Below are 8,606 nucleotides of genomic sequence, written 5' to 3'. Positions count from 1 at the left end.
TATATTACGCTGCGATGGCCGCCGCAGCGCGAAAATGCATCGATACGCACTATATCGCCAGGCATATCGACCACTCAGCCGGGGTCATCCACACCTATAAAAAATTCACGGCTCGCGTCGACAGGCCGGCTTCGCGGCCGGCCTTCAACGCGGGCACTCAGGAGATCACATGCGCTTTTCACCCGCTCTCTCGCCCGCTCTGCTACGCACTACCCGCCTCGCCCTCGTCAGTTGTGGTTTGATTGCCTTCCTGGCGGGCTGCGGTGGCGATGATGTCACGGCTGTGCCACAACGTATCGCCGTCAGCGCTTCGCCGAACGGCATCGCGGTGCGTGCGGCGGACGGCGCCGTCTTCATCACCGACGATCAAACCAACGGCGTGCTTTCCTCATCCGACGGTCACACCTTCTCGCATTACGCCACCGTGCCGGTCGTGGCCGGCCAGGCGAACAGCCTGAGCCAGTTGAGCTTCGCCGATGCCGGCACGCTGATGATCGAACGCTTCGGTTTCGGCACCGCGAGCGCGGTGTTCGGCATCACGGGTGTCGACGCGATTACACCGCTGAGCGGCCCCGATCCGGCACGACGCCGCCTCGGCCTCATCTCGATCGGCTCGAATCGCTTACTGTCCACGTGGTTTATCAAAAACGGCAGCGCGCCGCCACAAGGCGGCCTGAGCCTCATCACCTACGATCCGAACGCTCATACGGCTGTGGAACGCGATCTGTTGTCGGGCCTCGGCAAACCGGTCGGCGTGGCCGTGTCGGGCGACACCGTGTACGTCTCCGATCAGGCGAACAACACTATCGTCAAATCGAGTCTAAGCGCGCTGCTCGGCGGATCGCAGGCGGTGGCGCCGAGCGCAACGCTCGTGCAGATCAACAGCCCCGACCTCATGGCCGTCGACGCAAGCGGCACCCTCTACACCAAGTGCAACACCACCGGCCTCTGCCGGATCGCGCCGGACGGCACGATCGGTGTGCTTGCAAACGACTTTCAGGACGCTCGCGGCGTGGCCGTGGACGCGCGGCGGCACCAGTTGTACGCCATCGACCGCGCAAGCAGCACGAGCGGCACCAGTTACGTGCGGATTTTCCCGCTCAATTGACCGCATGGCGCGCGCAGCGACGCACAACGCAATGCGATGACGTCGTAATATAGCGCTCTTAATAACGTATCGGGGTTAATCGCATGATTCGCAAGCTCCTTGCCTCTTTCGTGGTCGTCGCCGGCGTGGTGACGACCGCGCCCGCCTTCTCGCAGGACAACACGGTCAACGTGCTGTACGCCGGTTCGCTCGTCAATCTGATGGAACGCAGCGTGGGGCCGGCTTTTGAAAAGGCCACCGGCCAGCAATTCCGCGGCTATGCGGCGGGCTCGAACAAGATCGCTAACGAGATCAAGGGCAAGCTGCGCCGCGGCGACGTGTTCATCAGTGCGAGTCCGAAGGTGAACACCAGCCTGATGGGTGAGGCAAACGGCGACCATGTCACGTGGTATGTGAGCTTCGCCGAATCGCCGTTGATGATCGGCTACAACCCGCAAAGCAGGTTCGCGGCGGACTTCAAGAGCAAGCGCTGGGATCAGGTGTTGCAGGAGCCGGGCATCCGTATCGGCCGTACCGATCCGAAGCTCGATCCGAAGGGTGCGTTCACCGTCGAGATGGTGACGAAGGCCGCGTCGCTCTACCATCAGCCGGACCTCGTCGAGAAGACCCTGGGCGACGCGGAAAATCCCGCGCAGGTTTTGCCCGAAGAAACGCTGGTGGGCCGCTTGCAATCCGGTCAGCTCGACGGCGGCTTTTTCTATTCGACCGAAACGTCCGACCTGAAGATTCCGGCGATCCGTCCGGCGCCTGAATTGCAGGCCAAAGCGAGCTACACGCTGACCATTCTCAACGACGCACCGAACCGTGCGGGCGCGAGCAGCTTCGTCGACTTCCTGCTGAGCGCACAAGGGCGCGCGCTCCTTAAGCAACACGGCGTGGATGTGATCAAACCCACCGTTACCGGCAACGTGCAGGCGATGCCGCCTTCAGTACAAGCCGTGATCGACGCCGCGCAGTAAGGTGGTGAAACAGGCGGTGAACCGGTCCACTGCGCGACCGCTGCTGTGGCTGGCGGCGCTGCTTGCCGTCTATCTGTGCGCCCCGTTTATCGCGAGCGTGCCGCAACTCGGCGCGGCGGATTGGCCGAATGTCGATTGGCGCGCGACGTGGTCGGCGGTCGGCGTATCGGCGGCAAGCGCCAGCATAGCCTCGCTCGTGATTCTGCTGGGCGGTGTGCCACTCGGCTATTTTCTGGCCCGCTCGAACTCGCGCAAGATGGCGCTGCTCGGCTTCGTCGTGCAGTTGCCGCTCGCCTTGCCGCCGCTCACCAGCGGCGTGCTGCTGCTGTTTCTGCTCGGCCCGTATAGCTGGGTCGGCCGGTTCACCGGCGGGGCGCTGACGGATTCGTTTGCCGGCATCGTGCTCGCGGAAATCTTCGTCGCCGCGCCCTTCCTGATCATCGCCGCGAAATCGGCGTTCGCCGCCGTTGACCCCGTGCTCGACGACGTGGCCGCGACGCTCGGCCATCATGCGGGCAGCCGCTTTTTCCGCGTCATGTTGCCGGTTGCATGGCCGGCGATTCGCGCGGGACTCGCGCTCGCGTGGTTGCGCGCCTTCGGCGAATTCGGCGCGACCGTGATGGTGGCCTATCACCCGTATTCGCTGCCGGTGTACACGTATGTCGTATTCGGTGGTCAGGGCCTGCCGGCGATGATGCCGCTGCTTCTGCCCACACTCGCGATTGCGATTGTCTGTGCGGCGCTGTCGATTTATAGCCTTCGGCAGAAAACCTCGCTCGAACAAATCGAAAATGGCGACGATGCGCTGGAACCCGGCACGGATCTGACGGCGAGCCGGGGCAGGACTGCCGATCTTCGTCTCGCCTTTCATTTGCAGCGCCGCCTGGGCGCGTTCGAACTCGATATAGCGTGGACGCCCGCGACGCGGCGGCTTGCGATCATCGGGCCGTCGGGCTCCGGCAAATCGCTGGCATTGCGTCTGATTGCTGGGCTCGAATCCAACGCGTCCTGTTCCGTTCGGCTTGGCGCCACCGACTTGAGCACACTACCGCCCGAGCGCCGCCAGATCGGCTATATGCCGCAAGACTACGGTCTGTTTCCACACATGACGGTCGCGCAGCAACTCGCGTTTCCCGTCGACGCCGACGCAGCCAGCGCGCGTTACTGGCTCGATCATCTTGGCCTCGCGCAACTGATTGCGCGCTTGCCGCATCAATTGTCGTTCGGTCAGCGGCAACGCGTGGCGCTGGCGCGAGCGCTCACGCGTCATAGCGAATTGTTGTTATTCGACGAGCCGTTCGCGGCGCTCGATACGCCGCGGCGGCGTCGTTTGCAGCAGTCGCTGCGGGCGTTGCAGCGCGAGATTGCGGCCGTGACAATTATCGTCACGCACGATCCCGACGAAGCGGCGCTGCTTGCCGACGAGGTGCTGGTTGTCGAACAGGGGCGCGTGCTGCAGGCCGGTTCCATCGATGCGGTGTTCGAACGGCCGGCTTCGATGCGGGTTGCCGAGCTGCTCGGCTTGCACAACGTCGGTGAAGGTTGGATGACCGCGCCTGGGCACGTTGAGATTGGCAATGGGTTGGCGATCGCAACGGGCGATAGCGGTTCGGCCATTCCTGCCGGGCGAAAGGTGATGTGGCGCATCTCGTCCCACGCCGTGGTTATTTCACCCGATGGCGCTCATGCCGGCGTGGTCGATGCGGTCGAGTTACGGCGCGGTGAGCGGTATGTCCGCCTGAATATCGCGGGCGTGCGGTTCGATATCGCGAACGAAGATGCCCAGCTACGGGAAGGAAATGCTTGCCGGATTGATATCGATGCCCTCGGCGTTTCGGTCTGGAACGTGAGCTAACACGTTTGTTTTTGGCGCTAGCAGCAGCGGCGGTGGCGCAACCGCCATGCCGCGGCCGCTAGCGCCGAATACCCAACTAACCCTCATCCGCGTGGGCTCTCTTCCGGACTTCAGAAAACGCAACATCGACCAGCAATTTGCCGGAATCGAAAACAGTGACGAGCGCTTCGTCCCAATCCCCTTCAACGGTACGGTCGTCCCACGTCACCGTCCGATACTCGCCTGTGTGACGATTCACCAGCAATGTCAGCCGACCTTTCATCGACCGCTTGCCGGTATCCGTGACCGGATCCTTGTGTACGTCGTGCCATTCGTTCCCAAGCCGGATGGCCGAACACTTCATGGCGAACCGCTGCGTATCGCGGTTGATCTGCTGCAGCAACGCACCGCCCATGCCGAACACGATGTTGTCCGCTGCAAAGCCGGCCTTATCCATGCCCGCAAGGATCGCTTCGATCGAATCCGGATTCACGCCGTCGCCCTGAATCACGCGGATGTTATTGAGCACGCGCCGCCCCTTGCCGTTCACCGTCGAACCGAACGACGCCTCGAGCGCCCGCATGGTCTGCAAGACAATCGTTAGCGGATCGCCGGAATCAGGGCGGATCACCAGCGTGCCGCCAGAATCGAGCACCGCCTGCTTCAACTCCGTGCCCCATACCTGGAGCGCGGCGAACAGGTCGTAGGAATCGGACACCACCGAAACGATCGCCCCCGGCTTGCCGAACTTCGCGATCATGTTGCGGAATGCATCCGTTTCACGCTCACGCCCCCATGACGTGATCGTGCTGTGCTCTGCTGCCGGCACCGAAAACGCGGCCATCGGTTCGTTGTAGAAATGATTCGCCGCAATGACACCTAGCACCGTATCCGAGCCCATGAAACTGACGAGATGCGCCGAGCCGCCAATCGCCGCCGACTCAGCACTCGACACGCCGCGCGCGCCGAAATCGTGCAGCTTGAACGGCAGCTGCGTGAGATCGTCGCTGCTTTTCTCCAGATAAGCACGAATGGTCTTGCGTAGATGCCAGCTTTGCGTCGCGACCGTAATCGGATACCACACGCGTAGCAGCATCGTTTCCAGATACGAGGCCAGCCAGAACACCTGGGGATCGTCGCATTCGACCGTGACCAGAACGTTGTGCGTGGGCACCACCGAGCCTTCCGGCACGGCGCGAATCCGCACGGGCAGATAGCCGTTATGGTGCTCGACGATGTAGCGCCAGCCGGCTTCGTTGAACGGTTCGCCATGCGCCATGAAGAACGCCTTCGCCTGCCCGATCATCTCCGCGGTGACAGGGCGGCACAGATACTCCTTGAGCAGCATCTGAAGGCCGAAGAACAGCGTGCGGTCATAGCGCCCACCACGCGACTCGATGTATGAAAACATCGCCGACGCTTCGGGCGGATATTGCAGGTAGTGCGACGCCTTATACGAATCCGTGTTGAGGATCGGATTGGACAGGATCGACGCCATGTCGTTGAACGGGTTTGTATCGTTTTGCATGGATGATGCGGGGCTCGCGCGGCTCTCTTAAGGGTAATCGGGTGGGCACGGTCTTGCCGCTTACGCCGCAGGCAAAACTACACCATACACCGGCAAAACATGCCCGGCATCACCCGAAACCGCACCTTACCTCGCCAGGTCCGATACTGCTCGTCGTCGGACAGGCGTTGCGCCTCCCGCACAGTGCGTCCAACCTGCAACGCAAGCTGGCATCCGCAAACAATCACATGCTGAATCCCGACGTTTACGAGCAATCGGCCGCGCTGCGAACAGGCGGCCGCGCTCCTTTTAGCGGTCGACGTTCAGGTGTAGTCGTCCGGATCGGATGAGTAAATGTCCATACCGCGATCGTGGCCTGGTTCAGGCGAAACCGGGATTTCATACATCGCGTCGCGCAACACGTCGCGCTGAATCTCGGGTTGGGCTTTACGTTTGATCGCCTCGGCGATCACTAGCGTGAGCAGATCGGCCGACGGCGCGGCGAACAATGTACGCTGCCGCGCAAAGTGACGCCGATAGCAGAGACCGGCGCCGTGCGCTGTGGTGTGGTGGTCCAGCCGCGCTGCGGCCAGCTTGCTGATCGTTTTCATGACAACCCCCGAATGATCGGTCATTTCAAGGCCGTATCCAGGTAAGCCATGCCCGCGCTAATACGCGGGCATGGCGCCCGGCTCACCTCGTAGCGTGTGCCTCTCTATGGAGACTAAGGCCGTTCCTCCCCGCTTCTTCGCGCCGGCCGGTCCTGACCGTACGCTGCCCTTCCCTGTTCTGTGCGTCGCGCGCTCGCGAATTGCTCGAGTGCGGTGCCTGTCGCTATGGGCCGTCAATGTCGGCCGTCGACTTCGAGTCCGTCCAGCTTGACGGAAAAAGTGGCGTGGTCAGCGCTTCACGTTGTCCGGTGACGAATGACCGATACGCCGTATCGATCATTCACCCCGTTTTTTTGACATCCGTTTTTCAGTGGCCCCGCCGCACCCTCGTAAGACACATCGGCTTCCCCGGCCGCGCTTACGAAGACTATGTTTGCCACCGGGCTCCGGCTGCTGTTTCCCCGGCTTTCAGGAACCTGGCGGCAATGCATTCGCTTGTGATCCTCCTATTGCAATGGCTGTGCCATGCGCCTTCAATCCTTTGCTGCAGCGTGATTTTTGCTGCAACGTACCTCGCCGCTCCCTGCCTGACTGCACACGTTGATTCGAATTCGACACACGGTTGGTTCGCGTTCCAACGCATTGCGGAAGGTTCTACCTGTCGGGATGACTGGCTGCACCCTTCACCGGGCCACGGCCGGCCGTGCTTTGCGCCAGGGTCCGGTCAAATGTGCCGATGCTTCGGGCCACGAAACAGCACTGGCGGCAGGGTGCCAAACATGTCGCAAGCTTGAGACACGGCGACCAGACGGCGTGATATCCGTCGCACACCTACAGCAATGCAGTTTGCAGCGTTGTGTGGCAGACCACGCACAGCCGGGCTTGACCGGCTATTTTTGAACCGCAAGCGAACACCTCGCGACGTGAAAAGCGTTTCTGAATCCATATTTGTTTGTATGGCGCTCGAAAGCACTTTCGCTTATGGTTAAGCCATGCGCCACGTAGAGCGCCTGTTTCAAGCCACAGAGACAAAGAACGGTTTTTATGATGCGGGGATGAAAAGGTCCGGCGGTTTCAGCGTTGAGCGCTGTTCTGCCACCGGTCCGATGTGTAACACCTCGCGGCTCACGCCGCCACTCCATGCCCCCGCCATTGCCGCAACCGTGAGTTTGTCCTTACCGGTTTGTCCAGTTCGAAAAGCAGTTCTGAGAGCAGCAACGATCCGGGGGTTACATGAATACGACTTGCACGCCTGTCGACACCGAACGTACGGTTCTGTACGTATCGAACTCGCCCGATCAGGATCTCGCCAGCTTCCTGGCAGCATCGGGCTGGCAAGCGGTGCACGCCAGAAGCACGGCAAGTGCCGAACGCATGATCGAGCGGGACAACATCAAGGTCGGGCTCGTCGAATTGCCCGGTGACTGCACGTCCCAGCATTTGTCCGTTCTGGCCTCCTGCATGCGGCGCGTCGAAACCAACTGGGTCGCGCAGATCGCGCCGGGCCAGGCGGAAAATGAACTGGTCAGCCGTTTTATCCTCGACTATTGCTTCGATTTCGTTACCCGGCCGTGGCTGAACGAGCGGCTCGTGTTCGCGCTCGGCCACGCGCACGGACTGTCGAGCCTGCGGCACGCGCCGGTCGCACCGGCGCCGTCGCTCGGCCGGCACGGCATGGTCGGGCAATGCGAAGCAATGCAGCAGTTGTACCGTCGCATCGACAAATGCAGCGTGACCGATGCACCGGTGTTCGTCGCCGGCGCATCGGGCACGGGGAAAGAACTGACCGCCCGTGCGATTCACGAGCGCTCGCCGCGCGCCGGCCGGGCGTTTGTCGCGATCAATTGCGCGGCCATTCCACCCAGCCTGCTGCAAGCCGAATTGTTCGGCCACGAGCGCGGCGCCTTTACCGGCGCGTTGCAGCGCAAGATCGGCCGGATCGAAAGCGCTAATGAGGGCACCCTGTTTCTGGATGAAATCGGCGACATGCCGCATGAATGCCAGGCAGTCCTGTTGCGCTTTCTGCAGGAAGGCACCATCGAACGGCTCGGTGGTAATGGGTCGATCAAGGTCGACGCACGGGTGATTTCGGCGACCCACGTCGATCTGGACAAAGCCGTCGAAGACGGCCGTTTCCGCTCCGACCTGTATCACCGCCTGTGTGTGCTGCGGCTCGTCGAGCCGCCGTTGCGCGAGCGCGGCGGCGACATCAAGCTGCTCGCCAACTACGCGCTCAGCATGTACCGGCAGGACGGCGCGCGCAAATTGCGCGGGCTGTCGAGCGACGCGATCGTCGCCATGTCGAACTATCCGTGGCCGGGCAACGTGCGCGAGCTGATCAATTGCGTGCGCCGTGCCGTGGTGATGAGCGAAGGTCGTTTTATCACGGCGAGCGACCTCGGTTTACCGGAAACCGACAACGGGCCGGCCGTCACACTGGCGGAAATCCGCAGCAAGGCTGAGAAGGACGCCATCGAGCACGCGTTGCAGCGGCACGGCTACAAATTGTCCGAGGCCGCGGCCGAACTCGGCGTTTCGCGGGCAACGCTGTATCGCCTGATGCATACGAACCGGCTGCATCAGGAAC

General features: G+C 62.0%; 6 protein-coding genes. 4 read left to right on the top strand and 2 right to left on the bottom strand.

Going from position 1 to position 8,606, the window contains the following annotated elements:
• Positions 1–169: 169 nt before the first annotated feature.
• The 3 genes from VFE81_RS28710 (at position 170) to VFE81_RS28700 (ending at position 3,922) form a co-directional block, all read left to right on the top strand.
• On the top strand, positions 170–1,108 hold the full coding sequence (locus VFE81_RS28710; RefSeq protein ID WP_325047815.1) for a hypothetical protein: 939 nt from the start codon (positions 170–172) through the stop codon (positions 1,106–1,108).
• 83 nt (positions 1,109–1,191) lie between these two features.
• Positions 1,192–2,067: an extracellular solute-binding protein gene (locus tag VFE81_RS28705; RefSeq protein WP_325047814.1), complete on the top strand. Its 876-nt coding sequence runs from the start codon at positions 1,192–1,194 to the stop codon at positions 2,065–2,067.
• Positions 2,068–2,083: 16 nt separating this feature from the next.
• Positions 2,084–3,922, top strand: coding sequence for an ATP-binding cassette domain-containing protein (locus VFE81_RS28700; RefSeq protein ID WP_325047813.1), 1,839 nt, complete (start codon positions 2,084–2,086; stop codon positions 3,920–3,922).
• Positions 3,923–3,998: 76 nt separating this feature from the next.
• Here the strand turns inward: VFE81_RS28700 and VFE81_RS28695 are convergent, their stop codons facing one another.
• Entirely contained in the window at positions 3,999–5,429 is a 1,431-nt protein-coding gene (locus VFE81_RS28695; RefSeq protein WP_325047812.1) for a nicotinate phosphoribosyltransferase, read from the bottom strand.
• A 302-nt stretch (positions 5,430–5,731) separates the two neighbouring features.
• Positions 5,732–6,019, bottom strand: a complete 288-nt coding sequence (locus VFE81_RS28690; protein WP_325047811.1) for a hypothetical protein — start codon at positions 6,017–6,019, stop codon at positions 5,732–5,734.
• Between the two features lie 1,233 nt (positions 6,020–7,252).
• On the opposite strand from VFE81_RS28690, the gene VFE81_RS28685 reads away from it, so the two are divergent.
• The coding region (locus VFE81_RS28685) for a sigma-54 dependent transcriptional regulator (protein ID WP_325047810.1) at positions 7,253–8,606 on the top strand (1,354 nt) is incomplete at its 3' end.

This window comes from Paraburkholderia sp. (assembly GCF_035656215.1).
GTDB lineage: Bacteria > Pseudomonadota > Gammaproteobacteria > Burkholderiales > Burkholderiaceae > Paraburkholderia.
Note: the sequence above shows the minus strand (reverse complement) of the source record. Positions and strands in the feature narration are given on the sequence as shown.

Coding starts and splice junctions, on each gene's coding strand:
- VFE81_RS28705 (WP_325047814.1), top strand. CDS start 1,192: ATGATTCGCAAGCTCCTTGCCTCTTTCGTGGTCGTCGCCGGCGTGGTG.
- VFE81_RS28695 (WP_325047812.1), bottom strand. CDS start 5,429: ATGCAAAACGATACAAACCCGTTCAACGACATGGCGTCGATCCTGTCC.
- VFE81_RS28710 (WP_325047815.1), top strand. CDS start 170: ATGCGCTTTTCACCCGCTCTCTCGCCCGCTCTGCTACGCACTACCCGC.
- VFE81_RS28690 (WP_325047811.1), bottom strand. CDS start 6,019: ATGAAAACGATCAGCAAGCTGGCCGCAGCGCGGCTGGACCACCACACC.